Source organism: Rhodococcus sp. 15-2388-1-1a (assembly GCF_002259145.1).
GTDB lineage: Bacteria > Actinomycetota > Actinomycetes > Mycobacteriales > Mycobacteriaceae > Rhodococcoides.
This window is the reverse complement of record NZ_NPFP01000034.1, coordinates 1-26,689: the sequence shown is the minus strand read 5'-3', so window position 1 is coordinate 26,689 and position 26,689 is coordinate 1. Positions and strand designations below refer to the sequence as shown.

28 protein-coding genes and 2 pseudogenes are annotated in these 26,689 nt (G+C 63.9%); 19 read left to right on the top strand and 11 right to left on the bottom strand.

Going from position 1 to position 26,689, the window contains the following annotated elements; translation table 11 throughout:
• Window positions 1-110: 110 nt before the first annotated feature.
• Window positions 111-443, bottom strand: a complete 333-nt coding sequence (locus tag CH302_RS19805; RefSeq protein ID WP_037186562.1) for a metallopeptidase family protein — start codon at window positions 441-443, stop codon at window positions 111-113.
• 13 nt (window positions 444-456) lie between these two features.
• Complete coding sequence (locus CH302_RS19800) at window positions 457-1,542, bottom strand: septum formation family protein (RefSeq protein ID WP_037186561.1); 1,086 nt, start codon at window positions 1,540-1,542, stop codon at window positions 457-459.
• A 34-nt stretch (window positions 1,543-1,576) separates the two neighbouring features.
• Here CH302_RS19800 and CH302_RS19795 point away from each other — a divergent pair, with 34 nt between their 5' ends.
• Both CH302_RS19795 and serS read left to right on the top strand, forming a co-directional pair.
• Complete coding sequence (locus CH302_RS19795) at window positions 1,577-1,969, top strand: ankyrin repeat domain-containing protein (protein WP_037186560.1); 393 nt, start codon at window positions 1,577-1,579, stop codon at window positions 1,967-1,969.
• Window positions 1,970-1,980: 11 nt separating this feature from the next.
• A complete protein-coding gene (gene serS / locus CH302_RS19790; RefSeq protein WP_037186559.1) occupies window positions 1,981-3,234 on the top strand; it encodes a serine--tRNA ligase in 1,254 nt (417 codons plus the stop codon).
• 13 nt (window positions 3,235-3,247) lie between these two features.
• On the opposite strand, the gene CH302_RS19785 is transcribed toward serS, so the two are convergent.
• Window positions 3,248-4,111: a hypothetical protein gene (locus tag CH302_RS19785; RefSeq protein WP_037186546.1), complete on the bottom strand. Its 864-nt coding sequence runs from the start codon at window positions 4,109-4,111 to the stop codon at window positions 3,248-3,250.
• Between the two features lie 86 nt (window positions 4,112-4,197).
• Here CH302_RS19785 and CH302_RS19780 point away from each other — a divergent pair, with 86 nt between their 5' ends.
• Complete coding sequence (locus CH302_RS19780; RefSeq protein WP_037186544.1) at window positions 4,198-4,938, top strand: lysophospholipid acyltransferase family protein; 741 nt, start codon at window positions 4,198-4,200, stop codon at window positions 4,936-4,938.
• A 9-nt stretch (window positions 4,939-4,947) separates the two neighbouring features.
• Window positions 4,948-5,433, top strand: coding sequence for a GNAT family N-acetyltransferase (locus CH302_RS19775; RefSeq protein ID WP_037186541.1), 486 nt, complete (start codon window positions 4,948-4,950; stop codon window positions 5,431-5,433).
• Here the strand turns inward: CH302_RS19775 and CH302_RS19770 are convergent, their stop codons facing one another.
• Together CH302_RS19770 and CH302_RS19765 are read right to left on the bottom strand one after the other, a co-directional pair.
• Complete coding sequence (locus tag CH302_RS19770) at window positions 5,434-6,885, bottom strand: sensor histidine kinase (protein WP_037186539.1); 1,452 nt, start codon at window positions 6,883-6,885, stop codon at window positions 5,434-5,436.
• Window positions 6,882-7,565, bottom strand: coding sequence for a response regulator transcription factor (locus CH302_RS19765; RefSeq protein WP_052047238.1), 684 nt, complete (start codon window positions 7,563-7,565; stop codon window positions 6,882-6,884). Before CH302_RS19765 ends, CH302_RS19770 begins: the two co-directional genes overlap by 4 nt.
• Window positions 7,566-7,692: 127 nt before the next feature.
• Between CH302_RS19765 and CH302_RS29665 the strand changes: the two genes are divergently transcribed.
• Window positions 7,693-8,343 (top strand): hypothetical protein, encoded by a 651-nt coding sequence (locus CH302_RS29665; RefSeq protein ID WP_141216694.1) that lies wholly within the window; start codon window positions 7,693-7,695, stop codon window positions 8,341-8,343.
• A gap of 60 nt (window positions 8,344-8,403) precedes the next feature.
• On the opposite strand, the gene CH302_RS19755 is transcribed toward CH302_RS29665, so the two are convergent.
• From CH302_RS19755 to CH302_RS19735, 5 genes and pseudogenes are all read right to left on the bottom strand, one after another.
• On the bottom strand, window positions 8,404-9,783 hold the full coding sequence (locus CH302_RS19755; RefSeq protein ID WP_094650009.1) for an HNH endonuclease signature motif containing protein: 1,380 nt from the start codon (window positions 9,781-9,783) through the stop codon (window positions 8,404-8,406).
• 140 nt (window positions 9,784-9,923) lie between these two features.
• A pseudogene (locus CH302_RS19750) lies at window positions 9,924-10,416 on the bottom strand (DinB family protein).
• Between the two features lie 5 nt (window positions 10,417-10,421).
• Window positions 10,422-11,165: a CPBP family intramembrane glutamic endopeptidase gene (locus CH302_RS19745; protein WP_037187130.1), complete on the bottom strand. Its 744-nt coding sequence runs from the start codon at window positions 11,163-11,165 to the stop codon at window positions 10,422-10,424.
• Between the two features lie 19 nt (window positions 11,166-11,184).
• The gene (locus CH302_RS19740; RefSeq protein ID WP_037187133.1) at window positions 11,185-12,456 is read right to left on the bottom strand and encodes a YhgE/Pip domain-containing protein; all 1,272 of its coding nucleotides are present in this window, start codon (window positions 12,454-12,456) and stop codon (window positions 11,185-11,187) included.
• A 31-nt stretch (window positions 12,457-12,487) separates the two neighbouring features.
• Window positions 12,488-13,114 carry a TetR family transcriptional regulator gene (locus tag CH302_RS19735; protein ID WP_052047289.1) on the bottom strand — a complete coding sequence of 209 codons (627 nt, stop codon included), beginning with the start codon at window positions 13,112-13,114 and terminating at the stop codon, window positions 12,488-12,490.
• A 95-nt stretch (window positions 13,115-13,209) separates the two neighbouring features.
• On the opposite strand from CH302_RS19735, the gene CH302_RS19730 reads away from it, so the two are divergent.
• Entirely contained in the window at window positions 13,210-14,256 is a 1,047-nt protein-coding gene (locus CH302_RS19730; RefSeq protein WP_037187134.1) for an NAD(P)-dependent alcohol dehydrogenase, read from the top strand.
• 53 nt (window positions 14,257-14,309) lie between these two features.
• Here the strand turns inward: CH302_RS19730 and msrA are convergent, their stop codons facing one another.
• Entirely contained in the window at window positions 14,310-14,822 is a 513-nt protein-coding gene (gene msrA / locus CH302_RS19725) for a peptide-methionine (S)-S-oxide reductase MsrA (protein WP_037187136.1), read from the bottom strand.
• Between the two features lie 270 nt (window positions 14,823-15,092).
• Between msrA and CH302_RS19720 the strand changes: the two genes are divergently transcribed.
• The 13 genes and pseudogenes from CH302_RS19720 to CH302_RS19660 all read left to right on the top strand — a co-directional run.
• Entirely contained in the window at window positions 15,093-15,905 is an 813-nt protein-coding gene (locus tag CH302_RS19720; RefSeq protein ID WP_037187137.1) for an enoyl-CoA hydratase/isomerase family protein, read from the top strand.
• A gap of 131 nt (window positions 15,906-16,036) precedes the next feature.
• Window positions 16,037-16,444, top strand: a pseudogene (locus tag CH302_RS19715) (hypothetical protein); the annotation flags it as partial.
• 460 nt (window positions 16,445-16,904) lie between these two features.
• Window positions 16,905-17,582, top strand: coding sequence for an MlaE family ABC transporter permease (locus CH302_RS19710; protein ID WP_230596178.1), 678 nt, complete (start codon window positions 16,905-16,907; stop codon window positions 17,580-17,582).
• A gap of 128 nt (window positions 17,583-17,710) precedes the next feature.
• Window positions 17,711-18,490, top strand: coding sequence for an MlaE family ABC transporter permease (locus CH302_RS19705; protein ID WP_037188699.1), 780 nt, complete (start codon window positions 17,711-17,713; stop codon window positions 18,488-18,490).
• Entirely contained in the window at window positions 18,490-19,653 is a 1,164-nt protein-coding gene (locus tag CH302_RS19700; RefSeq protein ID WP_037187139.1) for an MCE family protein, read from the top strand. The genes CH302_RS19705 and CH302_RS19700 overlap by 1 nt, the downstream gene beginning before the upstream one ends.
• Window positions 19,650-20,654 (top strand): MCE family protein, encoded by a 1,005-nt coding sequence (locus CH302_RS19695; RefSeq protein WP_037187141.1) that lies wholly within the window; start codon window positions 19,650-19,652, stop codon window positions 20,652-20,654. Before CH302_RS19700 ends, CH302_RS19695 begins: the two co-directional genes overlap by 4 nt.
• The gene (locus tag CH302_RS19690) at window positions 20,655-21,659 is read left to right on the top strand and encodes an MCE family protein (RefSeq protein ID WP_037187143.1); all 1,005 of its coding nucleotides are present in this window, start codon (window positions 20,655-20,657) and stop codon (window positions 21,657-21,659) included.
• A complete protein-coding gene (locus CH302_RS19685; RefSeq protein ID WP_052047292.1) occupies window positions 21,656-22,756 on the top strand; it encodes an MCE family protein in 1,101 nt (366 codons plus the stop codon). The genes CH302_RS19690 and CH302_RS19685 overlap by 4 nt, the downstream gene beginning before the upstream one ends.
• Window positions 22,753-23,910, top strand: coding sequence for an MCE family protein (locus CH302_RS19680; protein WP_037187145.1), 1,158 nt, complete (start codon window positions 22,753-22,755; stop codon window positions 23,908-23,910). The genes CH302_RS19685 and CH302_RS19680 overlap by 4 nt, the downstream gene beginning before the upstream one ends.
• On the top strand, window positions 23,907-25,370 hold the full coding sequence (locus tag CH302_RS19675; protein ID WP_037187147.1) for an MCE family protein: 1,464 nt from the start codon (window positions 23,907-23,909) through the stop codon (window positions 25,368-25,370). The genes CH302_RS19680 and CH302_RS19675 overlap by 4 nt, the downstream gene beginning before the upstream one ends.
• Complete coding sequence (locus CH302_RS19670; protein ID WP_052047293.1) at window positions 25,349-25,978, top strand: hypothetical protein; 630 nt, start codon at window positions 25,349-25,351, stop codon at window positions 25,976-25,978. Before CH302_RS19675 ends, CH302_RS19670 begins: the two co-directional genes overlap by 22 nt.
• Complete coding sequence (locus CH302_RS19665) at window positions 25,975-26,493, top strand: hypothetical protein (RefSeq protein ID WP_037187150.1); 519 nt, start codon at window positions 25,975-25,977, stop codon at window positions 26,491-26,493. The genes CH302_RS19670 and CH302_RS19665 overlap by 4 nt, the downstream gene beginning before the upstream one ends.
• Window positions 26,494-26,520: 27 nt before the next feature.
• The coding region (locus tag CH302_RS19660; RefSeq protein WP_141216693.1) for an ATP-binding cassette domain-containing protein at window positions 26,521-26,689 on the top strand (169 nt) is incomplete at its 3' end.

Here is a 26,689-nt window from a genome sequence, read left to right as displayed (position 1 = left end):
CCCAGCGCCGCGTCAATGGACCATTGCACACGTCTTGGCGGTGCAATGGTCCATTCACGCGTCCGGGGGTGTGTGGTCGGAGTGAGCGGGTGGGCGATGAGCGAGTGCTGTCAGCCGAATCCGAGTTGATGCAGTCGTTCGTCGTCGATGCCGAAGTGATGCCCGATTTCGTGGGCGACGGTGATTGCAATTTCCCGTCGCGCCTCGTTCTCGTCGTCGACCATCTCGAGGATCGGTTTGCGGTAGATGGTGATGACGTCAGGTAGGTGCCCGCTGTATTCGTAGCGTTCGGTCAGCGCGATGCCCTCGTACAGCCCGAGGATGTCCTCGGTCGGGTGTTCCTCGTCGACGAGAACGACCACGTTGTCCATGAAGTCGGTGAGCTCACGCGGCAGGGTGTCGAGAGCGTCGGACACCGCTTCCTCGAAGTCGACGCGGGTCATGTGCGTGGGAATGTCACCCTCCGGTGGTGATCGGTGCGGCACCGGGCAGCGGTGTCGGCAGTGCGCGGCCGTCGGGTGCGGAGGGCGGCGGGACGGGAGCTTCACCGTTGATGAGGATGTCGCCCTTGGCGGTACCGACGATGGTCGCGAAGCCGCCGGAGTCGAGTTCCTTACCCACCGAGCACGTCACCTGGCGACTACCGGCGAGCCAGCTCGCGACGTCGATGGTGTCCCAGAAGAGGGTGAGCGTCTTGTCTCGCAGTGCGGTGTCCGAGCCGAGATAGCCGTTGACGGCGTCGGTGCAGGTGCCTTCCAGATACGCGTCCTGATCGCCCTCGGCAGGGTGGCCGCCGGGGAACTGCTGCGTCAAGTTGATCACCGACGCCACCTCGAACGCGTGCGGAGCCGAGCAATCCACCGGATCGGCAGGCACGTTCTGGTTGATGCCGATGCATGTGCCGGTCGGCCACACCTTGGACTGGTCCTGGTCGAGGATCGAGCCGGTCATCTCCTCGAGTGCGCCGGTGTTCGACGGCATCTGCACTCCACACCGCAGGGTCCGCTCGCCCTTGGCCCAGCCGGCCTGACTGGGGAACATCAGCCCGACGCCGAAGCGTCCGTTGGGATCGAACTTGGCACCGACGTAGTCGTCGACGGCGGCCTCGCAGTGTTCGTCGCGCAGTTCACTGAACCGGATGGAGCCGGGATACTGCGAGCCCGGGCCGAACTCGACGCCGGGATAGACGCTCATGTCGATGTCGCGAGCCACCTCGAAGCGATGGGGATCGGCGCACGACACTTCGGCGAGATCCTGTCGGTCCGTCTCCGGATCGTCGGTGGGTGTCCACTGAAGGCATGTTCCCGGAGGGGCAGCGCCGAAGGAGGACGCCGAGACGGGCCCATCGGTCGCAGGCCCACTGGCCGTCGCATGGGTCGTGATCTTCTCGGGTGCCGAGAACCCGTCGGACAGGAAAACCGTCGCTCCAGCGGCCAGCACCGCACCGACCGCAACCATGGCGAGCCCACGTCGAGCTGTGGTTGCAGACAGTGTTCGCCGAGACTTCTCGCTCGTCGGGGAGTCTGTTTCGTATCCGGACATCGCCCACCATCATGCCCGAGTATGTTCGGTCCTCATGAGCGACCCAACGGGTGACGACGACCTCAGCGAACTCGCAGGCCGACTGTTCGCGATGGCCCGCACCGGTGACGCGGCCGCTCTGGCGAGTTACGTCGACGCGGGTGTTCCGGTGAATCTGCACAACGAATCAGGCGACACACTGGTCATGCTCGCTGCCTATCACGGGCATGCAGACGCGGTGCGTGTGCTGGTCGAGCGCGGTGCCGATGTGAACAAGCCCAACGACAAAGGGCAGACCCCGCTCGCGGGCGCAGTCTTCAAAGGTGAGGACGAGGTGGTGCACGCGCTCGTCGACGGTGGAGCCGATCCACACGGCGGCCACCCGTCGGCGATCGACGCCGCCACGATGTTCGGACGCGAGGACTACCTGGGGTTGCTCGGCAAGTAAGGTTCGTTCTCGTGATCGACCTGAAATTCCTTCGCGAGAATCCCGACGCAGTGCGCGCCTCGCAGCGCACCCGAGGCGAGGACCCCGCTCTCGTCGACGCACTTCTGGATGCCGACGCATCCCGCCGGGCCGCGGTTCTGGCCGGCGATCAGCTGCGTGCCGAGCAGAAGGCGCTGGGAAAGCAGGTCGGTAAGGCCTCCGCCGAGGACCGCCCCGCGTTACTCGCCGGCGCATCGGAACTTGCCGCGAAGGTCAAGGCCGCCCAGGCCGCCGAAGCCGAGGCCGACGCAGCCCTCGACGCGGCCCATCGCGCGATTTCCAACATCGTCCAGGACGGCACGCCCGCAGGCGGCGAGGACGACTTCGTTCTTCTCGAGACCGTCGGGCAGATCCCGGAGTTCGATTTCGAGCCGAAGGATCACCTCGAACTCGGCGAGTCGCTGAACCTGATCGACATGGAACGCGGTGCCAAGGTCTCGGGCTCGCGCTTCTACTTCATGACCGGTTACGGCGCGCTGCTCCAGCAGGGTCTGCTGCAGCTGGCCGCGCAGAAGGCCGTCAAGAACGGCTTCACGATGATGATCCCGCCGGTGCTGGTGCGGCCGGAGATCATGTCGGGAACCGGGTTCCTCGGCGCACACGCAGACGAGATCTATCGCCTCGAAGCCGACGACCTCTACCTCGTCGGAACCTCCGAAGTTGCTCTCGCGGGCTATCACTCGGGAGAGATCATCGACCTCGCCGACGGCCCGAAGCGGTACGCCGGATGGTCGTCGTGCTTCCGCCGCGAAGCGGGCAGTTACGGCAAGGACACCCGCGGCATCATCCGAGTCCATCAGTTCGACAAGATCGAGATGTTCTCCTACATCAAGCCCGAGGATGCAGCGGCCGAACACCTGAAGCTGCTCGAGTACGAAAAGGAGATGCTCGCCGCGGTCGAGTTGCCCTACCGCGTCATCGACACCGCAGGCGGCGACCTCGGCTCCTCGGCCGCTCGCAAATTCGACTGCGAGGCATGGGTTCCCACCCAGCAGGCCTACCGGGAGCTGACCTCGACCTCGAACTGCACGACGTTCCAGGCCCGACGCCTCGGCGTGCGTTACCGCGACGAGAACGGCAAGCCCCAGACCGCGGCGACGCTCAACGGCACCCTCGCCACCACCCGCTGGATCGTCGCGATCCTCGAAAACCACCAGCAGGCCGACGGCACCGTCCGCGTCCCGGAAGCCCTTGTGCCTTTCGTCGGGACCGACGTCCTGAAGTAACCGGGCCGGTTACTCAGGCGATGTCGCCGATGCAGTAACCCTCGCCGCCGACGGCCAGCACGAACGTACGGTTCTGGTACGCCCCGGACGCGTCGATGATGTCTGCATTGACCTGGGTGTAGATGCCGTTCTGCCCGGTGACGAACACGCTGTCGGGATCGAACGAGGTGATGCCGGTCAGGATGTTCGGATTCTGCACCAGCGGCGGGGCAGTGGGAATGCCGGTGCCGAGGGCATCCCAGGTCTGACGGCCGTCGCACACGAGTGGATAGGTCTCTTCCACATCGCTGGGGTTCACGGGAATCCCGGCGAGACGTCCCAGGTAGCGATCGACGCTGTAGACGGCGTCTGCCGCGTCGAACACGGGGGCGGTGCCGGTGGGGTAGACGGTGGGGCACGCGTAGCCGGACGCGATCTCGCTCCGCTTGATGCTGACCGTCGCGGTGGGCCCGGTCCACGTGACGGCGTACTGGCCGTCGACGCCGGGGGCGGCAACGGCAGCGAGGATGGCCTCGGCGTCGACGTACATCGTCGGGATCTCGGTGGGCGGAACCGTCCAGCACCGCGCCGTGACGACACCGATTCCGCCTCCGGTGAGGTCGCCCACGAACGGCCGCAGCGCCATCGCGGCGTCGGGATTTCCCGGAACCTCGCCGACGGGTGGGCCGGGCGGGATCGGTGGGGGCGTGGTGGTGGTCGGTGCGGCCGTGGTCGGAGTCGACGTCGTGGCCTCGGTGGTGTTGCTCGTCGCCCCGGACTGCTCGGACGGCAGTCCGACCGCGGAATCGCAGGCTCCGACCAGGGCGAGCGTCGCGATCAGCGGCAGCGCGGTTCGGACGACCCGGGTCCGCCGCGGTGGCGCCGCACTGTTCTTCACTTCGTTTCTCCCCCGTTGCTTTCGACCGGACCTGTCATCTTCCGGACCTTTTCTCCGGCATCGTCCACCGACTACGCTAACGGACTGTGGAACCCGTCTACCGATCAGTCATCGGCATCGCTCGTGCAGTGTTCGCGTTCGAGGGCCTGAAATTCGACGTCGAGGGCGAGGAACACATCCCTGCCACCGGCGGAGCCGTCATCGCCGTCAACCACACCGGATACATGGACTTCACCTACGCGGGGCTCCCGCCGCGACGGGTGAAGCGCTACATCCGGTTCATGGCGAAGAAGGAAGTCTTCGACAACAAGATCTCCGGCCCGATCATGCGCGCGCTACGGCACATCCCCGTCGATCGCGGGGCAGGCGCTCAGTCGTACAAGTCGGCCGTGGAGAGCCTGCGCAACGGCGAGCTCGTGGGCGTGTATCCCGAGGCGACCATCAGCCGCAGCTTCGAGATCAAGGAATTCAAGTCCGGCGCAGCGCGCATGGCCATCGAGGCAGGCGTGCCGATCATCCCGACGGTCATCTGGGGTGCGCAGCGCGTGTGGACCAAGGGACACCCGAAGCGATTGGGCCGCACCAACACTCCCATCTCGATCGCCGTCGGCGAGCCGCTGCCGCCGGTCGGTCCGCCGAACGAGCTGACCGAGAAGCTGCGCACAGTGATGCAGAAGATGCTGCTGGAGCTGCAGGAGAACTACCACCACGAGCCGGGGGCGTACTGGGTTCCGGCACGATTGGGCGGCAGCGCACCGACCCTCGAAGAAGCGGACACGCTCGACGCCCAGGACCTCGCGGCCCGTGCCGCCAAGCGGGCCGAGTAGAGCTCCGCGATGAACCTCCGCGGTGAACGGGTCGTGTTGCGACCCGTCACCGCCGAGGATGTGCCGGAGCTACGCCGAATACTGCGCACCCCCCAGGTGTATGCGCGGTGGGGCGACGAGGATGCCGACGAGAACTGGCCGTTCGACAACACCGACGAGAATCGACTCGTCGTCGAATTGAACGGCGCAACAGTGGGATTGATCCAGTACGGCGAAGAGACCGATCCGATGTACCGGCATGCGTCGATCGACATCTTCCTGGACCCGGCAGTGCACGGCCGCGGCGTCGGAAAGGACGCCGTGGGCACGCTGGTGCGATACCTGACAGTCGAACTGGGGCATCATCGATTGGTGATCGACCCCGCTGCCGACAACGCGGTCGCCATAGCCTGTTACAGCGCAGTCGGTTTCGAGCCCGTCGGAATCATGCGCAAGTACGAGAAGGGCCCGGAGGGCTGGCACGACAGTCTGCTGATGGACCTGATCGTCGAATAACTATCGGTGGTTCGCCGGAGTGGAGCCCGCGGAACGACCCTTAAGGCTAGGAAGTGTCAGTCGGAATCGTGCGCCTGTAGGCCCTGCGGCACAGACGAGTTCGCCGCCGTGAGCGCGCGCCAGCGTGCGTGCGATCGACAATCCCAGCCCGACGCCGCCGGAAGAACGGTCGCGCGCGGAATTCAGTCGAACGAGCCGCTCGAAGATGCGCTCACGGTCCGCCTCGTCGACCCCGGGGCCGTCGTCGTCGACGGTGACGAACGCCTGCGAATCGGTGCCCGTCGTCACCCGGACGCTGCCGCCGGGCGGCGTGAAGCGAGCGGCGTTGTCGAGGACGTTCGAGAGAATCTGCTCGACGCGACCCACGTCCACCCTGACCGGCACCGGTTGCGATCCGTCCACCTCGAACCGGACCTGTGGGGACAGCAGTGCCGAGCGCTCGACGGTGCGTCGAACCACGTCGGTGAGGTCTGTGTCGGTCGGCTCCAGCTCCGAAGTGTTCTCTGCCCGAACGGAATCGAGCATGTCGCCCACCAGTCGCGACGCCCTGGCGGATTCGCCGACCAGCAGCTCGCTCCACCTACCGACCCGATCGGGGCGGTGCTCGGCGTCGCGCTGCAACGACTGAGCCAGCGCCGAGATCCCGGCTACCGGCGTACGCAGTTCGTGTGCCGCGTCGGCCAGGAACCGGCGCATGTCCTCCTCTGCTCGACGCGCCGCCTGCGCTGCGGCAGCCTCCTTGCGCTCGGCGTCCTCGAGGGCGTCGAGCATCTCGTCGACGGCCGATGCTGTGCGTCCCAGGTCGGTGTTCGGTTTGGATGGAAGCAACCGTCGACCCCTGTCGCCGTTGGTGATTCGGCGTGCGACCGACGTCATCGAGTCCAGCGGAGACAATGCGCGCCTCACCGCGTAGATCAGCGCGGCAGCGGCCAGCAGCAGAGTGACGGCACCGGCGACCACCATGAGAATGCGCAATTGTTGGCGAACATCGGCGATCGCGGTGGTGTCACCGAGCAGTGACAGCGTCGAACCGTCGGGCAGGGGTTCCGTGATCTCCAGCGAATCCGACGGTGGGGCAGGTGGATTGGGTGGTCCCGGGGGAGTGGGCGCATTCGACGGGCCGGACGGAGGGTTGGGTGCCGCGGGCCGATCGCCCTGCGCGGGAGGCTCGCCACCGGGCACACCGTAGACCGTTCCGTCGGCGGTGGTGATCCGAACTCGGATGGCGTCGCCCTGCAGGGCCTGCACCAAGTCCTGCGCACCGACCCCGCTGTCCACCAGTTCGACCGCTCGGTCGGCACGATCGCTCAAGCGAGCATCGAGATCGCGTCGAAGCTGCTGGCCCAGAACCACATCCACCGATGCTCCGACCACAAGGAGCAGCACCGCGAACAAGACGACGACGGTGGCGACCACCCGGGTGCGCAACGAGGGCGTGGGCGTGCGGTTCACTGCGGTGCCCGCAGGGCGTAACCGAGGCCACGGACAGTGTGGATCAACCGTGGACCGTGCGCTTCCATCTTGCGACGCAACGCACTGATGTGCACTTCCACCAGATTGCCGTCGTACGCGCCGTAACCCCAGACCGATTCGAGGATGGACGTTTTCGAGACCGTGCGACCGCGCTGCGCGACGAGGAAGGTTGCCAATCGGAGCTCGGTCGCCGTCAGGTCGAGGACGTGGCCGGCGCGGGTGACGACCCCTGCGGATTCGTCCACGAGTAGATCGCCCACTTGGATTGCGTCCGACGATCTGCCGCGTCTACGCAGCACCGATCTCGCTCGCGCGACCACCTCGTCCAGCTGAAAAGGTTTGACCACGTAGTCGTCTGCGCCGTCGCTCAGACCGCGTAGGCGGTCCTCCAGCCGGTCCTTCGCGGTGACCATGATGATTCCTGCATCGCTGCTCTGGCGGACGATGTCGATCAACGCGAACCCGTCCCTGGCGCCCGGCAGCATGATGTCGAGAATCACGACATCGGGGCGGAAGCCGGCCATCGTGGTCTCGAAGTCGTCGCCGTCGGGCAAGGACTCGGCGGTGAATCCCGCGTCCTCGAACGCGGCCACCAGCGCTTCTCGGATGGGCAGCGAGTCCTCCACCACCATCACCCGGGGAGCGGAACTGTATGTCATTCCTCGATTGTCACTCACCAGCTGAAGTGATCCTGAAGATGCGCCCGGCTTCAGGGTGACTTCAGCTAACGGCGGCAGGGTCGGTGACAGACCGAAACGAACGAGACAGTCCGAACGAGGAGTGAACGTGAACGATCAGACTCAGCCGATCCCCGCCGCATCGAACCCCGAGCCCGCCCCGAGTGTCGGTGCCGACACGGCTCGGGAGAACAAGCCGAAACGCTGGAAGGGACGGGTGCCGATGGTGGCGACGGCGGCAGCGGGACTCGCAGTCGGTGCGTTGGTTGCATCGGCAGTATTCGCGGCCACCGGGCCCGATGCGTCGCCGGGAGTGTCCACGGTGGCGTCGTCGTCCGCGCTCGGACAGCGGACCGACGGTGGTGGCGGTTCGGATGTCCCAGCGGTGCCGGCAGCCCCGGATTCCGGTGACGGATCGACGGCTCCCACCCCGGCCGACGGTGCGACCCCGCCCGCGCCGGGTGATGGCGGAACTCCGCCTGCTCCACCCGCGGGTGGTCCGGGCAAGGGTGGACCGGCAGAAGGTGGACCGGGTCCGGGCAAGGGTGGGCCGGGTGCCCTGTGCGCACCGGAGGACGGCGCGACGCCGCCTGCTCCGCCGACGGACGGTGCGACGCCGCCCGCTCCGGCCGATGGTGCTACTCCTCCCGCACCACCGACTCCGGGTGCTGAGGGAGACGGTGCGACTGCGCCTGCACCCCCGGCTCCGGCCGATGGAGCTACTCCTCCCGCACCATCTGTCGCTCCCTCTGGTTCCTGAACCGACCTCTTCCAGCCCCGCACCGTGTTCTCGGTGCGGGGCTGGAGTTTTTCCTGGGGCTCAGGCGATGTGGGGGCCTGCCCGGGCGTGCGATTGTCTCGGTTGTCGGTACGGGTCGACGGTTGCCGGAGGTACGAACCAGGGGTGGTTGTCGGTGCCGATGAACACTTCCCAATCGGAGTGGTGGATGAGGCGGTGGTGGAAGCCGCAGAGCAGAACCAGATTGTTCATGTCGGTGGGGCCGCCGTCGCCCCAGTGCCAGATGTGGTGTCCTTCGGTCCAGGCGGCGGGTTTTCCGCAGCCGGGGAACGCGCAACCGTGATCGCGGGCGGTGAGGGCTGTGCGTTGTTTGGCGGTGATGGTGCGGGCGGTGCGGGCGAGGTTCAACGGGTTGCCGTGTTCGTCCATGACGATGGCGGTGAGGACACAGTCGCAGGCCAACTGGCGGGAAGTGTTGCGGGAGAGTGGTCCCATCCACGGCAGCCATCCGACCGAAGTGCCGTCGCCGAACAAGTCGCGATACGCGCCACGATCCGCGGCAGAGGGTGTATCAGATGCGTCTGCTGTGTCGGGGTCGATCGCGTGTCCGGTGTTGATATCGACCGGATCCACGGTGTCGGATTCGGCTGCTGCGCGTGAGGTTTCGTCGTCGGTGATGTCGTCGGCGTCGCCGCGGCTGTGGAGGTCGGTGAGGTCTTGCAACCGGATGTGCAGGTTGACGTGCGGTCGTTCACCGCCTTCGATGGGGCGATCGCTGGAGGCGAGGTAGTGGTCGAGGATGTGTCCGAAGGCGTCGGCTCTGCGCTTGGCGGGGCTGCGCTGGTCTTGGGTGCCGTCGACCGCGGGGTGGGGTTCGGTCAACGGCGAGAGTGCGGTGAGCAGCTTTTCTCCGGTGATCGCATCGAAGTCTCCTTTGAGTACCAGGCGCCCGTTCAGGGTTGTGGAGGCGAAGAGTTCGTTGCGGTCGGTGTTCTCGGCGGGTGGTTTCTTGGTGCCGAAGCTGTCTTCGAGTCTGGTGATCGCTGCTCGGATCCGGCCGGTGCGCGCGTCGGGCCCGGTCGCAGCCTTGATCAGAGCTTTACGTGCGGCCTCGCGACCCTCTTCCGGGAGGTTCTCCGGGGGTGTTTCGGCGAAGGTGAGGATCAGGGCGGCGTGTTCGACGGACATGACGCCGGTGTTCACGGCGTCGGCGATGTCGGGAAATGCAGCCATGCCGCGGGCGAGGGCGACGATCTTGGTGGCCTTGGATGGTGAGAGCAGGGTGGTGGAGGTCAGCCAGCCGGCGGGTCCGGGGAAACCGAGCTTCTCCCGGCTCACGCGGGTGTCGATCTCGGCGACGAGGGCGATACGCCGCGCTTCCAGTAGTTGGATCTGGTGGGAGACAGCGGCGGCGTCGGCGAGGAGTTCGCTCTCGCTCAGTTGCCAGATCTCCGTGGTCATGGGTGCAAGTGTATCGAACAAACATTCGACTGACAACCATAGTGCAACCGAAAACTATTGCCCTGATTGACTATTCGCGATCCAGTACCTGTCGGTGGCGTGTGATAGGCGTTTGTGGAACCTGACGTCAGTGGATGCGGTCAATCAGCTTCCCTGGCAACTGTTTCCAGCTCGGCTCGATATGCGGCCCACCATGCTGCGTCGCCGTCGGTCATGTTTTCGTTGCCCGATCGGAGTCCGACGGAATCGTCGATGAGCTCGCGCACGATGTCCGCATGCCCGGCATGGCGGTTGGTCTCGGCAATCATCTGAACCAGAACTCGGTGCAACGTGACTTCCTGCTTCTCGACTGGCCAGTGCAGGACGCGACGATTCTTCGGCGGTTGCCCACATGTCGGAATTCAGCCGGGACATGCCCTCTGCTTCCAATTCCGCGAAACGAGCTGGAAACTCGCGACCGAACGTGACGCCGAAATAGCCGTATTCGACGATCGCAAGGTGCTTCACCAAGCCCAGTAGATTTGTCCCGGTCGGCGTCATCGGCCGTCGTTTCTGGTACTCGGTGAGACCGTCGAGCTTCCACAGCATGTTCTCGCGTGCGATACGCAGATACTGGTGCAGTTCGTCCTTCATGCCGTTCAGCTCACCGACGCATGCCAGACGAGAGCTGCGGCGAGTGCGCCGAGTCCGTTCAACGACCAGTGCAGGGCGATGGGCGCGATCAAACTTCCGCTACGGCTGCGCAGCCACGTGAACACCACGCCCGCTGCCGCGGTCGCCACCACGGCCAGCGCGATACCGACGATCTGCCCGAACAGCCCGCCACCGAGGAATCCGCTCAGGCCCACGTTGCCCGCCGTCAGTCCCAGCGAGGATGCGATGTGCCACAGACCGAACAGCAGAGACCCTGCAGCGAACACACCCCGAGCTCCGTAGATGCGACCCAGCGTGCCGTGCAGCACCCCGCGGAACGCGAGTTCTTCCGGGATGACGGTCTGGAGGGGGATGACGATCATCGATGCGACGATGGCGGCGGAGACGGTTGCGTACCTGTCGGCCATGAAGAAGGGCCGAGTGAGTGGCAGCAACGCGCCGATCGCGACGACGGTCAGGACGACTCCGACGGCTCCGAGCGCGTACAGCGATCCGGTCTTCCACTGCTTCGGCGACAGTCCCAGTTCGGCCCAGCCCAGACCGCGACGGTTCGCGAGGACGACCAGCAGAACAGCGGCGATCGGGACCGTCGCGATACTGGCCCACACCGTGGTGAAGTGCGCGATGAGGTTGGTGCCCACGAGTACGAGGACGACGATGGCGACGTCGAGGTAAGCGTGGAAGGCACGTCGGGGTGCCACGCTCCCGGCTGGATTCACAGCAAGCATTGGATCGAGTGTACTGGCGTCAGCTGTGGGCGCCCGATGAATCGAGGCTTCGGTCGAGGCCTTTGCCGTCGTAGATGCGGGTGAACACCACGCCGAACACGAGCCCGATGAGCAGTCCGAGAGACGTCATGCCCACCGAGTGCAGCAGCCCCGCGTCGAGTGAGGCATTGAAGTACAGGATCGAGCGGGTGCCGAGGAAGATCTGGTGCATCGGCTCGAACTGCGCGAGCCAGGTGAAGATCCGCGGGCTGGCTTCGAGGGGGATGGTGCCGCCCGACGACGGCAACGCCAGGATGATGAACACGATCAGATTGATCAGCAATCCTGCCGTGCCGAACGCGGACATCACCGCCAGTGCCGTGATGCCCACCGCGGTGATCGCGAACGCGCCGTACAGCCACAGGGTCCAGGCGTGGGTGATCGGCATATCGAGCAGATGGCTGATCAGCAGATAGAGGGCAGACACCAGCATGGCGAGGACGATCATCACGAGCCACTTCACGAGCAGCGTCTGGAAGCGGTTGATCAGGGTCGGTCCGCGATGGATGTACTTGGGGCCGATCTCTGTCGGTGTGAATCCGAGCAGGCCGTCGACGAGTGCGCTGACGATGGTCGCACCGGTGAAGCCGGCGAGGACGAGCAAGAGTGCGTAGTAGAACGCAGACAGGCCTCCGCCGGTGCCGTCAGGTAGCGGATCGTATTGAGCGACGATCACGTCGATCGGTTGTGCAAGGGTGAGAGCGCTCGCGCCGGCGAGCTGAGTTTCGCCGAGCTGCTGGCGCACTTGCTCGGTGATCTGCTGTCCCACAGTCTGATTGACCGACTCGAATGCCGGTGTCGCCACTCCGGTCACGAGCGACATCCCGAAACTCCCGGCACGTGGGTTGGTGTAGACCGTGATGATCGGCTTCTCGACGTCCCCGGGAATCACGCTCGCCTGAGCGAGGATTCCCATCCTCTTGGTGAAATCGCTCGGGATGACGATGGAGCCGTAGGCCTCGGCCGTCGACAGCAGTGATTGTGCCTGCGCCGGACCGACTTCCCGGAAATCGACCTTCTCCGAATCGACGTTCTGCAGCAGACCCTCGACGATGTCGTTGCCGATGTTGCGCTGCTCGCCTGCGAGGGTGTCGCCCTCGTCCTGGTTGACGATCGCGATGGGGAGGTCGTGGAGATTGCCCCTGGGATCGAGCACGCCGCCCAGGTACAGCGCGGCGAGAAACGACATCAGTGCCGATACCACCAGAATGGGCGCGAGCCAGAAACGCGGCGAACGAAGGACGTCGGCCATCGACCGAGGGGTTCTGTCGGAGGTCACCGGATCAGTGTCGCAAGTTCGGCACCGCTGTGCGCGGTAGTTCTGCCTCTGCCGGATGCGGGGAGTGGCAGAACGCCCGCCCGACAGTGGCGGCGAGGGCGGCCCGGCGTCGATCGTGGGCGGCAGCGGGTTCGCTGCGGTCGGCTGTATGGATGATCGCCGCCTGAGCCCACGTCCCGGCCAGCGCGATGAGCATCGACCAGATGTCGGCGGCGTCCACGTCGTCCACCAGCAGTCCGGTCCGTTGGGCGTCGGCGATCATCGCGTACTTCTCGTCGTCGTGTCCTGGTCTGCGGTCGAACAGCGGCCCGGCCGGGGTGCGCTCGAGACGTGCCCACGTCAGCAGTCGTACCAGCGTCGGGTCGTCGAGATACATGTCGTAGAGCCTGACCGCGTAGCCCGGTAGGTCGTCCGGGGTGAAGACGATGTTCTCGATATCGGTGTCGACTCGTGTGTCGAACGCGATGTCGAACAGGGCGTCCTTGTTGCCGAAGTAGCTGTAGATCAGGGATTTGTTCGACTTCGCTTCCGCCGCGATGCGGTCCACACGTGCGCCGGCAATCCCGTGTGTCGCGAATTCCTCGGTGGCCGCCGCCAATAGTCGGGCGCGCGTGGCGGTCGAATCTCCCATGGGCCGACCCTACATTTCCAACTGGTTGGTTGAAAACCGTCGGAGCAGCGGCTAACGTTTCCAACCAGTTGGTTACGTTTCGAGAAAGAGTGCACATGCGAGCAACGACCGGTTATCGAGCCGTCGACGAGACGACGCCACTCGAGCGATGGAACTTCGAGCGAAGAGAACTGCGCGGCGACGACGTGGCGGTGCGGGTGACCTACTGCGGGGTGTGCCACACCGATCTGCACTCGACGCGAAGTCCGGGCGACTTCCCGGTGGTACCCGGACACGAGTTCGTCGGCGAAGTGACCCAAATCGGCACCCGGGTCACCGACTTCGCCGTCGGCGACGCGGTTGCGGTGGGAAACATCGTCGATTCGTGCGGCACGTGCGACATGTGCGCAGCCGGGCAGGAGAACTTCTGTCGCGAATTCCCGACGCTCACCTACGGCGGTCACGATCGGCACGATGGATCCGTCACTCGCGGTGCATACGCCGACGAGTACGTGGTGCGCGACAAGTTCGTCTACCACCGCCCCGAGAACCTGGATCCGGCCGGCGTCGCGCCGCTGATGTGTGCAGGAATCACGGTGTGGGAGCCCTTGCGGCGATGGAACGTCGGCCCTGGCGTCAGGCTCGGCGTCGCGGGAATCGGCGGACTCGGCCACCTGGCGGTCAAGCTGGGACGAGCTCTCGGTGCCGAGGTCACCGTATTCACCAGCAGCGCAACCAAGGTCAGCGATGCGACGAGGCTGGGAGCCCACCACGTCGTCGTGTCGACCGATGCGGAAGACATACAATCACGGACAGGAACGCTGGACCTGATCATCGACTGCGTTCCGGTCGATCACGATCTCTCGCCGTACCTGCGCTGCCTCGCGCTCGACGGAACGCTGTGTGCGGTCGGCTATCTCGGCTCGACGACGGTCGATGTGCTGGATCTGCTGATCGGACGAAAGAGCCTGGCGTCCGCGGGCAGCGGCGGACGAAAGTACACCCAGAATCTACTCGACTTCTGCGGCGAGAACGGCATCGTCGCCGAGGTGGAGACGATGCCGTCCGCTCAGGTGAACGAGGCGTTGAATCGGTTGACGCTCAACGACGTTCGGTACAGATTCGTTCTGGACATGACGGATCTGCGTAACCCGTCCTTGTGAGTGGAACTTCGTAGCAGGGGTCGAAGTTCCACTCACGTGCGGCGCAGCCGCTCCTAGGCGGTTGCCCGACGCGGCAGCTTCCACTCCGGACGCACCCAGTGGCAGGTGTATCCCTCGGGGTACTTCTGCAGGTAGTCCTGGTGCTCGGGCTCTGCCTCCCAGAAATCTCCTGCCGGGGTCACCTCGGTGACGACCTTGCCCGGCCACAGACCCGAGGCGTCCACGTCGGCGATGGTGTCCTCGGCGACGCGCTTCTGCTCGTCGTCGAGGTAGAAGATCGCCGAACGGTAGCTGGCACCGATGTCGTTGCCCTGACGGTTCTTGGTGGTGGGGTCGTGGATCTGGAAGAAGAACTCCAGCAGATCGCGGTACGTCGTCTGGGTGGGGTCGTAGACGACCTCGAGGCCCTCGGCGTGATTACCGTGGTTGCGGTACGTCGCGTTCGGGACCTCGCCGCCGGTGTAGCCGACGCGGGTCGAGATCACTCCCGGGAGCTTGCGGACGAGCTCTTCGGCTCCCCAGAAGCATCCTCCGGCGAGGATGGCGGTTTCGGTGGCTGCAGACATCGTTGCTCTCCTAGCTCTTTATCGGTCGATACGTGGGGTTCAACGAACGAGGCGTCCTCATAATTCCGAGTCGCGACTGCGTTCGCCGACCTGTGGTGGGCGATATGACTCTTTGGGGCTAGTAAGACGGCCCGAAAGGGGACTGGGCCGGTGGAGTGTGCAGTGGTTTCCTCGACTACACAGGGCCTTCGTCGGCCGCTCGGTCCGTCCCGCGCCCTGCCACCGCTGATTTTCGGCACGGGGCCGAACCGTAGAAAGTAGAACTCGACGATGACCAATCGCGTCCGTATCAATCCCGATCGAGGTCCGCTGGGAACGGTGACCGAGATCGAGCTCGTGAACGCAGGTGGCGGGAACACCATCGACTTCGATTTCACGGACGAGCTCTGGGACGCTGTCGGTTCGATCGATCCGAACACCACATGTATCGCGCTGACGGCCGAGGGCAAGAACTTCTGTTTGGGCGGCGACCTCTCCGCCTTTTCGGCAGCCGCGGATCCAGGTGAGTACGTGTCCGAACTGGCGGATCGGCTGCATCGATCGATCCGCGCGATCCGCGCTCTGCATGTGCCGATCGTCGTCGGTGTGCAGGGCTGGGCCGCGGGAGCCGGGATGAGCCTCGCGATGTTCGGCGACATCTGCGTCGCGGAGACATCGACCAAATTTCGAACCGCATACGGAGCGGTCGGACTCACCCCGGACGGTGGCCTGTCCTGGGCGCTGCCCCGCGCAGTAGGCCGGGCGGTTGCCCTCGATTTGTTTCTGACCCAGAGATCCATGGACGCCGACGAGGCTCATCGCCTCGGCGCAGTCAGCCGCATCGTCGACGACGGCAGGGCGCGGGATCTGGTCCGAGAATTGGCCGGGGGGATCAGTAGTGGCCCCCGTGCCGCGATTCGTGCAACGACGATGCTCGTCGACGAGGGCGTGAATGCGTCCTTCTCGAACCACCTGGACGCCGAGGCCGCGTCGATCGGATGGGCGGCGGGCGGTGCCGAAGGACGCGAGGGCGTCGACGCATTCCTGAACAGGCGCCGTCCGAACTTTGCGTCGGTCGATTCTGCTGTTGCAGAGCGGAACTGATCCAGTATGACGAATTCGAGCTTCGAGGCCGGACTCTGGTGATGTCCGGCGGCAGCCGGGGAATCGGCCTCGCCATCGCGCCGGCCGTTGGCAGCCGAAGCGGCAATATCGTGTTGTTGGCCAAGACCCGGGAGTGGCTGGGCAAGCATCCGGGATGCATGCTCGCCGAATACGAAATCACGCTTGCTGCACTGGGTTTCGCGGCGGAGTATGCGGATGCTCAGCTGTCGAGCAACTGCCTGTGGCCCCGAAGCACCATCGCTACCGCTGCCGCTGCCGTGGAGAATCTTCTCGGCGGCAAGGACGGAGTTCTGCACTCACGCTCACCGGAAGTCATGGCGGATGCCGCAATCGAGATCTTGCCCGAGACCAAGGGGGAGCTGAGCGGTCGTACCTTGATCGACGTCGACGTCCTCGCTAGCGCAGGCAAGACCGACCTTGCCCGATACGGTGGGGTGCCACCGATCTCGTACGACATCTTCGTCGATCCGAGTGATGATGCGAACACGCGTGTGGCGGATACGAAGAATGGGCGATGATTCTGGTTCCGCCCGACCAGCAGGCACAGTGCAGAACGTAGCCAACCAGGTGGTCCCCCGAAAGACTCGAGTGATGTGAATCAACACTCTGAAGTGTGACGCACGCCATGCCCCCAAAGAGGTACTAAGACAGTCCCAAGGGGGGCTGTAGCCCTCTTCGGGGGGTGGTTCTATTGCATCGTGCAACACGGACGGCCCCCCTTCGGGCGGTCCTGCAAGCGTCTGGCCGGAGCGGATTCGATCGGATTTTCTTCCTCGAATCCTGTGAGTCGTGTGCCGGAACGTCCGCTTCGAGTCGAGTCCGAAAGGCCTGGATAGCTCTATGACTATGCCTGCTGTCGCCCCGGTCGAGCCCAACGTGGTGACGACCTCGAAACAGCCTCGGTGGCAAGCCAACCTTGCGGTTGCCCCTCGGGCCGTGGGTGGCTTCTACGCCACGTCCATCGCCACACTCAGGGGAATGTTTCGGCGGCCGTTCCATGTGCGCGAATTCTTGGAGCAGGCATGGTTCATCGCAAGCGTGTCGATCATGCCTGCACTACTCATGGCGATTCCTTTCTGCATGATGTTCGTGTATCAGATCAACATTCTGTTGGCAGAAATCGGCGCCGTCGATCTGTCGGGGGCAGGTGCAGGCGTCGCGATAATTCGTGAAATCGGGCCGGTGGTAACGGTTCTCGTGGTCGCCGGTGCCGGATCGACCGCAATCTGCGCCGATCTGGGGTCGCGGACCATTCGTGAAGAAATAGACGCGATGAAGGTGCTCGGCATAGACCCGATCCACCGGCTCTGTGTGCCAAGGGTATTGGCTTCGATCGTGATTGCCGTCTTTCTCAACGGCTTGGTGTCTGCAGTGGGCTTGGTGGGCGGATACATCGCAACGGTGTACATGCAGGGCGCATCGCCGGGGCAGTATCTCACTTCGATCTCCATTCTCACCGGCGTACCCGATTTCATGATCAGCGAGATCAAAGCGGCTGTATTCGGAATGCTGGCCGGTTTGGTGGCCTGTCATTTGGGGCTCGGTGTTCGGGGTGGGCCCAAGGGCGTCGGAGATGCCGTCAACCAGACGGTCGTCTTCAGTTTCCTTCTTCTCTTCCTCGCGAACTCGGTCATCACCACCATTGCGCTTCACTGACCGAGACCTCACCCACCATCCCCACGACGAACAGGAAAACAGTGGCGACAACTGCAGGAACTCGCACGGACGGGCCGGGTACCGTGCTGGCAAGGGCGGCCGGCGCACCGATCCGTGAACTCGAGAACATGGGACGACAACTGTCGTTCTACGGTCGCACCATCGCCGCAATTCCTCGAACGGTGCAGCGCTACAGGTCCGAAACGGTCCGCCTGCTCGCCGAGGTCAGTATGGGTTCGGGCGCACTCGCCGTCATCGGTGGCACGTTGGTTGTCGTCACGATGTTGACCACTGCCGTCGGATACGAAGTGGGGCAACAGGGTTCGACGTCGCTCGGGCACATCGGCCTGGGCGCGCTGTCGGGGTTCATCTCTGCCTTCTTCAACACCCGTGAAGCACTCCCGGTGATCGCCGGTATCGCCTTGACTGCGACCGTCGGTGCAGGCTTCACGGCCCAACTGGGCGCGATGCGCGTCAGCGAGGAGATCGATGCGCTCGAGACCATGTCGATTCCGTCTCTTCCGTACTTGGTGGCCACCCGAGTCGCCGCCGGCATAATAGCTGTCATCCCGCTCTACTGCGTTGCGTTGTTCGTCGGGTACGCGGCAACGCGTCTGGTCACCGTGTACATGGTCGGTGAGGCGGGCGGCACCTTCGATCACTACTTCAATGTGTTCCTCGTACCGAGTGACGTTGTGTGGTCAGCAGTGAAAGTGCTGACGATGGCCGTCGTGGTGATGTGCGTGCACTGCTACCACGGTTACAACGCCGCCGGCGGTCCCGCAGGGGTAGGTGTGGCGGTCGGCCGAGCCGTCCGAACGTCTTTGATCGCCATCATGGCGATCGATCTCCTGATAGGAATCGCTGTGTACGGCGGGACATCCGGGGCAGTGCGGGTGTCGGGCTGATGAGTGCCGCTCGAAGTGAACATTCGCGCAACGTCGATGTGATGCTGGGTCTGGCTGGAGTGCTGATCCTGATCGGTGCAACCGCGCTGTCGATTGCGCTGTATCGAGGTGCGCTGGATTCGACTGTGCGCGTGACGGTGTGGTCCTCGAGGGTGGGTCTCATGCTCGAGTCCGGTTCGGACGTGAAGATGCGTGATGTCGTAGTGGGGCGGGTCGACGAGGTTTCCGTCGAAGGCGGACGTGCCGTTGTCTCAGTCGATCTGAGCTCGGAGTACGCACGAACGATTCCCGAGAATGTGGTTGCAACAATCGATCCCACCACTCTGTTCGGGCGCAAGTTCATTTCGCTGACCGCGCCCGAGTCGAGATCCATGCGGTCGATCTCGACCGGAACGGTGCTCGAGTCGCAGTCGGTGCCCACCGAGGTCAACGATCTGCTGGCCTCGTTGGTCAAAGTGCTGCGCGCTGTGGAACCGCAGAAGGTCAACGCCTCACTGAACGCGCTCGCCACCTCGCTCGACGGTCGCGGCGGGGATCTGGGCGACATGCTCGTCGAACTCGACGCTTACCTCGGGCGATTCAACGGAAGTCTGCCGGTACTGCAGCGCGATCTCACAGCCGGTGCGCAGAGTGCCGACATACTCGCGCAAGCGTCTCCCGAACTGTTGAACACCGTGGGCAACCTGACCACCACCGGTAACACCCTCACCGAGAAGGAATCTGAATTGTCGGCATTCCTGTTGAGCTTCACCGAGTTCGGGAACCGCGGCGAGGCGTTCTTCGACGCCGCCGGAAACCCGCTGCTCCAATCGGTGAAGACTCTCGCACCGACGACCGGTTTGTTGTCCGAGCGCGCACCTTCCTTCCCGTGTTTGTTCGACAGCCTTGCGCAAACCAACAAGTACCTCGAACGGACAGTCGGGGGCAGCGCCAATCCGGGTCTGAACATTCTCGGGACGTTGTTGATGGGTGACCCGCCCTACACCGCACCCGAGGATCTACCGATCGTCGCCGCCGACGGTCCGGCCAAGTGCTACGACTGGACTGCACCGCAACCGCACACGGACTTCGACGACGGTAGTCATGCCTACTCGGAAGCGAGAACGTTTGCCGATCTGATCGGTAACCCGTTCGCGCAGTTCATGCCTGGAGGCGGTCGATGAGCAGCAGAAGTGCCGGAATCAAGTTGGTCGCATTCGTGGTGATCACGTCGGTGACCGGACTGGGAGTGGCAGCAGTCGTCGGGAACCTCCGATTCGGAAGCACCCATTCGTATCAGGCGGTGTTCAGCAATGCATCGGGATTGGGCAACGGTGAGGACGTCCGAATCGGAGGCGTGCCCAGCGGCAAGGTCTCCGATGTTGAATTGCTCTCCGACGGAACAGCATTGGTGTCGTTCGACGTCGATACCGACCACGCCCTCGGTGCGGGCACCGAGGCTTCGGTCAAGTACAAGAACTTGATCGGTGATCGCTACCTCGATTTGGCTCGGGGAAGACCGGATCCGAGTCCGCTCACCGAACCCATCCCTCTCGACCGGACCACCCCGGCGTTGGATCTCGATCAGGTCGTCAATGGATTCCGGCCGCTGCTGCAAGGGCTCGATCCAGACCAGACCAACAGGCTGTCCAGCTCGCTGGTGGAGGTTCTGAACGGTCAGGAGTCCGCCATCGGGAACCTGGTCAGCGAATTGGGTTCGCTGACGAATACCTTGGCCGATCGCGATGCGGCAATCGGCAGTGTGATAACGAATTTCAACACGACCCTCGCGGCGGTGGACGGCCGGGGCGACACTCTGAAGTTGTTGGTCGACCGCTTGACCGATGTTGCGGGCGGGCTCAACGGAGATTCGGAGACCATCGCGGGCTCGCTGGTCAAGATCGACGACCTCACCGCGGCTTTCTCGGACGTGTTGACCGACAACCGACCACGCCTGCGTCCCGAGATCGAATCGCTCGGTGTTCTCGCGAGCAGGCTCAACGCGCAGACGGACACGCTCGACCTCGTCCTGTCCAAGCTGCCCGAGACCTACAGGTTGACCGGCCGGGCCTCGGGTTACGGAAATTTCGTGAACTTCTTCGTCTGCGGGCTGGCAGTCAAGTACGGGAGTGGACCCGGTGATGTCTCGCCGATGTTCACTGCGCCCGCAGAAAGGTGTAAGTAGATGAGTTCCACCGGTCCTGAGAGGACGAACGAGGTCCGACTCGGAATTATCGGCACAGTTGTGCTCGTACTCGCTCTCGTCGTCGGCTTCACCTACGAATCGATCCCGTTCCTGCGTGGAACGGACATTTACCAGGCAGAGTTTTCCGATGCGTCCGGGTTGAGCGAGGGTGCCGAGGTTCAGGTCGCAGGGGTCGTGGTCGGCGAAGTCCGTTCGATCCAGCTCGACGACGGAACTGTGTCGGTCGGATTCGATGCAGACCCCGGTGCTGTGCGTCTCACGGCCGACACCACGGCCGCGATCAAGGTCGAGACGGTCCTCGGGCACCGATTCGTCGAGCTCACGGCGGGGACGTCGCCCGACGATCTGGAACGGGGCGGCACGATCCCCGTCGAGAACACCTCGTCGGGATACGACATCACACGATCGCTCGAGGAAGTGACCGATACGGTATCGAAGACCGATACCGTCGACCTGTCGGGCGCACTCGAGCAGGTCTCGGCCGTCGAGGAGGCTCTTCCGTCCGACCTGCAGACTCAATTGTCCGGCCTCGGAAGGCTTTCGGACACTGTTGCCAGTCGTGACGCAGAACTCCGCGAGATGCTCGACCGCGCCGCAAACGTATCGGGCGTGCTGAACGACCGAAATCAGCAGGTCGCGACACTGGTCGACCAAGGCCGCGGACTGTTCGCGATGCTCAACGACAGATCGTCGAACATCCATCGGATTCTTGTTCGATCCCGCGCCATCGCAGACGAATTGACTGCTCTGGCGCAGGAGAATCGAGGCACGCTCGGACCGACGCTGGCGCAACTCGACCAACTCGTACAGACATTGAACGACAACTCCGCGAACATCGACGCTTCTTTGACCGGATTGCAGCGCTATGCGACACAGATCAACGACGTGGTCGGAAGTGGACCGTTCTTCGGCGTTCTGCTCCACAACATTCTTCCCGCCAATCTTGCCGGTCAACTCCCCGGCAGCCTCGGAGGTCCACGATGAAGCGGGTTGGATTGTCCCTTCCCCGGCCGCGCCCGTATCTACTGGTTGTCGCTGCGGCTCTGGCGGCTGTCGTCGTACTGACGACCGGTGCTGTTGCACAGCGTGTCGGTACCAACCACGTGTCTGCATACTTCACCAACACGGCCGGCTTGTATGTGGGTGACCGTGTGATGATTCTCGGGGTCGAGGTCGGTTCGATCGACGAGATCACGCCCGAAGGCGATCGCGTACGTGTCGACATGTCATACGACAACGACAATCCGGTCCCGGTGGATGCGGGCGCCGTCATCGTTGCGCCGACGCTTGTCACAGGTCGTTACGTCCAACTGGCACCGGTGTATTCAGGTGGGCCGACGCTGCAAGACGGCGACATCATCGATCTGGAGAGGACCGCCTCCCCGGTCGAGTTCGACGAGATCAAGAAACAGGTCGTGACGCTCGCTCGCGACGTCGGACGGACTCCCGAGAATCCCGACGGTGCTCTGACAGATTTCGTCAGCACGACCGCGGACACCCTGGCAGGAAACGGCCAGACGTTGCACGATTCACTGGTCACGCTCTCCGAGGCCGTCCACACGCTCGATTCAGGCAGTCCCGATCTGTTCGCGACCGTGCAGAATTTGCAATCAGTGACTTCCGCTCTCGCCGCGAACGACGATCGGATCGTCGGGTTCAGTAGCGAACTTGCGGGTCTGTCCGGTTTCCTGAACGACAATCGCACCGAACTCGATGCGACGCTGTCGAGCATGTCCACCACATTCGCCGAGGTCACGTCGTTCGTCAACGACAATCGTGAGTTGTTGAACAACGATGTCTCCAAGCTGAATACCTTGACCACCCTCCTGGTCGACAAGGAGGACACGCTCGCGCAGATTCTGCACACTGCACCGACTGCGATGTCCAACTTCTACAACATCTACGACGAGAAGTCGGACTCGCTCACCGGTGCGCTGGCAGTCGCCGACGCGCCCGACCCTCGCTCGTTGATCTGTGCACTTCTCACGACGGCGAATGCACCGGCGGACGAATGCACGAAAGCCACCGATTCCATGGGCCGTGGACTCGCCGGCGCTGTCACCGAGGCGGGCACGCGATGAAGCGCGGTCGTTGGAGCCGAGTGGCTGCAAGTCTGTTCTCGGCGACCGTCGTGGCCGCGATGGTGAGCGGGTGCCGTTTCGACGGCGTCAACTCGATCGCGTTGCCGGGCAACGGTGTCAGCGGAGACACGTACGAGGTGACGGTCGAATTGGCTGACATCCAGAACCTCGTCGGAAACTCTCCGGTGAAAGCGGACAACGTCGTGGTCGGAAACATCGGCGGCATCGCGAGTGAGAACTGGACTGCGATACTGACACTCGACATCAACAGTGACGTCGAGCTCCCAGCCAACGTCACGGCGAAGCTCGCTCAAACCAGCGTGTTGGGTTCGCAGTATCTGGAGTTGACAGCTCCGGTCGACGAAGCCCCGAACGGCCGGTTGTCGGACGGGGATGTCATTCCGCTGTCGCGAACCAGTCAGTACCCCTCCACCGAGGAGGTTCTGTCAGCGTTGTCCTTGGTGCTCAACGGATCCGGATTGCAGCAGATCCAGACGGTCACAACCGAACTCAATCGTGTGATCGGCGGTAGGGAGACTTCGCTCAGGTCCTTGACCAACACGCTGACCACATTCGTCACCGGTCTCGACGACCAGCGGGCGGACATCGTCGCGGCCATCGACGGGCTGGATCGGCTGGGTGGGAGCCTGGCAGGGCAGTCCGCGACCCTCGAGGCAGGAATCGATTCGCTCGGACCTGCATTCGACGTCGTCGAGAAACAGCGAGTTCAGCTCACGACGATGCTGACTCGGCTCGGAGATTTCGGAACTGCGGCGACGCAGGTACTGGAGGATTCCCGTGCCGATCTGAGTGCGAACATCGCTGCACTCGAGCCCACGTTGGCGCAATTGTCGGCCTCGGCGGGTTCTGTGCCCGAGGCACTGAAGATCGCTACCACTATCCCGTTCCCGGTGATGACGGCGGACAAGGCGCTGCGAGGAGATTACATGAACCTGTTCCTCACCTTGGATGTGTCGGCGGAGACCATCGGCGGGAAGGTCCTCGGGAGTATTCCTGTCGACGAGTTGATCAAGCTCAATCCTGCTCGACAGGCGGCCGATCCGCTGCTGTCACCGATGGTTCCGGTGGTCGCGGGACCGGTCGTACCGACTGTCGACGACATCCTTCGCCAAATTCAGGGAGGCAGGCGATGAGAACACGCACGGTACGTGTCCAGCTGTTGGTGTTCGGTGTCATAGGTCTGCTGGCTGTCGGATATGCGGTGTTCTCCTACATGGGTCTTCAGCGGTACTCCGGAATCGGGCGTTACACGGTCCAAGCGGAGATGGAGAGTGCGGGTGGGTTGTACGTCAATTCGCTTGTCACATACCGCGGTGTGGACATCGGCGTGGTGACCGAGCTGAAGGTGAACCTCGACGAGGCCGTCGCGACGTTGCAACTGCAGTCCGGAATCGATGTCCCGTCCGACACCGAGGCAATCGTCAAGAGCATCTCCGCTATCGGCGAGCAGTACATCGACCTGGTGCCTGCGACGAGCGAGGGGCCCTACCTCTCCGACGGCGATTCGATCGGCATGTCCCGCACGTCTGTTCCGACTCCGTCCTCGGAGGTCGTGGAGGAGGTGCACACCCTGCTCGATTCGCTACCGAAGGACGACCTGCGCACGACGGTCGACGAGTCCTTCGCTGCATTCGACGGACTCGGTCCGTCGCTGGGCACGCTGATCGACTCCTCACGGCCTTTGATCTCCTTGGCCCAGGCGAACATCGGGCCCACCGAGAGATTGATCGCCGACGCCGAGCCGGTCCTGGGCCAGATCAACGAATCCGGTGCCGACATCTCCTCGTTCAGCTCGAATCTCAGCTCGTTCACCCAGCAACTGGCCATGGACGACGGGCAGATTCGAGCCGTACTGGACCAGGGGCCGGCGTTCTTCGATGCCGTCAACGGAACGCTGTCGGACCTCGAATCGCCCCTTCCGGTACTTCTGGCCAACCTCCAGTCCGTCGGTGAGGTCGCGCGCGTGAACATCCCTGGAATACGCCAATTGCTCGTGGTGTATCCGGCGGTCTCTGCGTCGATCAACCATATGCACCAGGGCTTCCAAGGCGATGACTTGGTTTACGGCCAGGGGCCGCTCGATATCAAGCTCGGTAACACGGCGAACCCCCTGCCGTGCACCGAAGGGTACGACACTGCGCGTCGTGATCCAGGCGACCTGTCGCCCGCCGAACCCGCGGCCGATCCCTACTGCAAGCTGCCGCAGGACGACGCCCGCGTTGTCCGCGGTGCACGCAATGCTCCCTGCGCCACCGATCCTTCGGTACGCACCGGCGAACTGTCCGAATGCCCGGCAGGACTTCCGTCTACGTGGCCGCAGATGTTGGCAAGGCCAGGAGCGCCCTACATCCCGTCCGCGGGATCGCCGCCGGCCGCCGATGTCCCGGCGACGGAGCCCGGTGCACCCGACGGGTCCGACCCGGAAGCGACACCAGCGTCGTTCACACAGACCGGCCCTGCCGTTGCATCGGTGCCCTACGACCCGTTCACGGGACGCTTCAGGGCTCCGGACGGTGAGGTGTATCGGCTGGGCAACATCGACTCGGTGAACAACGATCAGGAGGACCCGACATGGCAAGCACTGTTCGCATAGACGAAAGCAAGTGCACACCCGACGACGACGTGAGCGGTACGGCCGAGGACGCCATCGCCGACGATACCGTTGCCGACAACGATGTTGCCGTCGATACGGCAGCGGTCGAGGAGCGAGCGTCCACGCGGTGGATCGGAGTCGGTGGGACGATCCTCGTCGCGGTCGTGGCGCTGGTGTCGATCGTCGTATGTGTCGTGGCCTCGCTGTCCTGGCGTTCGACAGTCGACGACGAGAGGCGGAATCGAGATGTTCTCGATGTCGCGTCGACGATGGCCGTCAGCTTGGTCACGCTCGGGAGCCAGACCGCCGATGCCGATCTGGGTCGGGTCATCGACGGTACAACCGGCGATTTTCGGGAGCAATTCGTTTCTGCTGCAGATGGATTCGGTTCTCTGTTGTCAGATGGGGGAGTCGAGTCGACCGGTGAGGTCAGGTCGGTCGGCATAGTCGACGCGAGCGACGAGCAGTCGACTGTGCTGGCGGCCGTGACGTCGACCGTCAAGAACAACGAGGCTCCGGACGGAGAGGTTCGCGTGTACCGAATGAAGATCACGCTCGACAAGATCGACGGTCGCTGGCTCGTCTCGAACGTGGAGTTCGTCGCATGAGTGGGGTGATGGTCCGCGTGCGGCCGGCGTCGAGGCGGGCGAGACGACTGTTCACCGCCGCGCTGTGTGGGCTCGCCACCGTCGCGTCGATCGGTGCGGTGTTCGTCGTCCGCGGCGATGTACACGGGGACGCGCGTGCGGACTCGGCGGCGGAGGGGCGGGCCTTCGCAGTCGAGGTGGTTCCGAAGCTTCTGTCGTACGACTTCGATACCGTCGAGCAGCACTTTTCAGAGTTACAGTCAAGCCTCGGTGGGGATTTCGCCGGTCAGTTCCAGGAAGTCGGGTCGGCAGTGATCGTCCCCTCGGCCCGTGAACGTCAGGTTGTCACAAGTGCGACGGTCCTCGAATCCGCAGTTGTCGAGTCCGATATCGACAGCGCGGAATTGTTGCTCTTCATCAATCAGAGCACGACGAGTACCGATGCACCCGACACGAAACTCGACGGAAGTCGGGTACGGGTTCGCGTCGAACAGGCGAACGGCACATGGCTGATCACAGAGTTGACACCGGTATGAGTACCGGCGCACAGAAAGGTGGAGCAGATGGGCGTTGAGGTCTCGGTCGAGGGATTGACCAAATCATTTGGTTCGCAGCGGATCTGGAGAGATGTGTCGTTGACCCTGCCGAAGGGTGAAGTCAGTGCTCTCCTCGGTCCGTCCGGTACCGGTAAGTCGGTCTTCCTGAAGTCGCTGATCGGTCTGCTGCGGCCCG